We start from the raw sequence: 1,639 nt of genomic DNA on the forward strand, positions 1-1,639 counted from the left end.
GCCCTCCGCTTCGCTCGCCACGCGTCGATGTGGGCTGGCGCGGGCGGCGCGGCAAGCGGGATGTTGAGGCGGACGGACCGAATAATTGGGTTCAGATCGGCTCCGGCCCGCGCGAGATCGCGGCTACTCCGGTGCGCGAAACCTCGACCAGCCCGATCGGACGCATGAGCTCGACGAAATCGTCGATCTTGCGCGGCGCGCCGGTCAGTTCGAAGATGAAGCTCTCGGTCGTCGCGTCGATGACTTTGGCGCGGAAAGCGTCAGCGAGGCGCATTGCCTCGACCCGGTTCTCCCCCTTGCCCCTGACCTTGATCATCGCGAGCTCACGCTCGATCGCACGCACCGTCAAGGTGAGGTCCTTCACCGAATGGACCGGAACCAGACGCTCGAGTTGATGGCGAATCTGCTCGATGGTCTCGGCCGTGCCGGAGGTGACGATGGTGATGCGCGAGAGATGGGTCTCGTGCGCGACCTCGGCGACCGTCAGGCTCTCGATGTTATAGCCGCGGCCCGAGAACATGCCGACCACCCGCGCCAGCACGCCGGGCTCGTTGTCTACCAACACGGAGAGGGTGTGGGTCTCGATCTTGGCTTTCGCGGTCGCCGATGAATAGGGCGACAGCGGCTGGGCGGCAGAGGTCTTGCTCATCACATTCATGTCCTTTGCTCCCGGGACGGCGTCAGGTTTCATGCGGCGGCCGCTTTAGGCTCGGCCATGACCCATCGCCGAAAGAAGTCGAAGTCGATGTTGCCCCCCGACAATACGAGCCCGACCTTGCGTCCCTTGAGACGCGATCGCTCCTTCATCGCCGCGGCGAGCGCCGCCGCGCCCGCGCCCTCGGCAAGGTTGTGCGTATCGGTCCAATAAGCGTGGATGGCGACGGCGATCTCGTCGTCGCTGACCAGCGTGATCCGCGCCGCGCCATTGGTGATCACGGCAAGCGCCTCCTCGTCGGGAATGCGGGTCGCCATGCCGTCGGCGCGGGTATCAGCGCTGTTGGTGCGAACCGCATGGCCGGCGGCGAACGAAAGCGCATAAGCCGGCGCTTCCGTCGACTGGACGCCGACGATGTCGGTCTTAAGCCCAAGCGCGTCGCGCGCCGCGATGGCGCCACAGATTCCCGACCCCTGGCCGATCGGGACATAGAGAACGTCGAGATCGGAGCGCTCGCTCAGGAGCTCGAGCGCATAGGTCGAGACGCCAACGGCGAGATCACGATGAAAGGAGGGCACGGCATTGAGGCCGCCTTTCTCCGCCCGCCCCGCCACCTCTTCGCGCGCCGCCTGAAAATCATGCCCGAATTCGATCAGTTCGGCGCCGAGAGCGCGCATGGCGGCGTTCTTCTCGCGAGAATTGCCTTCCGGCGCGAGGATCGTCACCTTGAGACCGGCGCGCCGCCCGGCGAAGGCGAGGCTCTGGCCATGGTTGCCGCGGGTCGCCGAAATGAGCCCTCGCGCCGCCGGCTCGCGCTTAATCAGCGCATCGACGTAAGTGAGCCCGCCGCGCACTTTGAATGCGCCGGTCGGCAAATGGTTCTCATGCTTGACGACGACATCCGCGCCGAGCCGCTCGGCGAGGAGCGGCCACGCAAGCGCTGGCGTCGGGCTGAGCGCGCCGAGCACGATCTCGTGCGCTCGG

The 1,639-nt window shown here is 66.3% G+C and carries 2 protein-coding genes; both read right to left on the reverse strand.

The genetic code is table 11. From position 1 onward, the window contains the following. Nucleotides 1-91: 91 nt before the first annotated feature. Nucleotides 92-649 (reverse strand): acetolactate synthase small subunit, encoded by a 558-nt coding sequence (gene ilvN, locus WCB02_RS02320; RefSeq protein WP_423955941.1) that lies wholly within the window; start codon nt 647-649, stop codon nt 92-94. 38 nt (nt 650-687) lie between these two features. Continuing rightward, the coding region (locus WCB02_RS02325) for a threonine dehydratase (RefSeq protein ID WP_423955939.1) at nt 688-1,639 on the reverse strand (952 nt) is incomplete at its 5' end.

It is taken from the genome of Bradyrhizobium sp., from assembly GCF_049581145.1.
Lineage (GTDB): Bacteria > Pseudomonadota > Alphaproteobacteria > Rhizobiales > Xanthobacteraceae > Bradyrhizobium.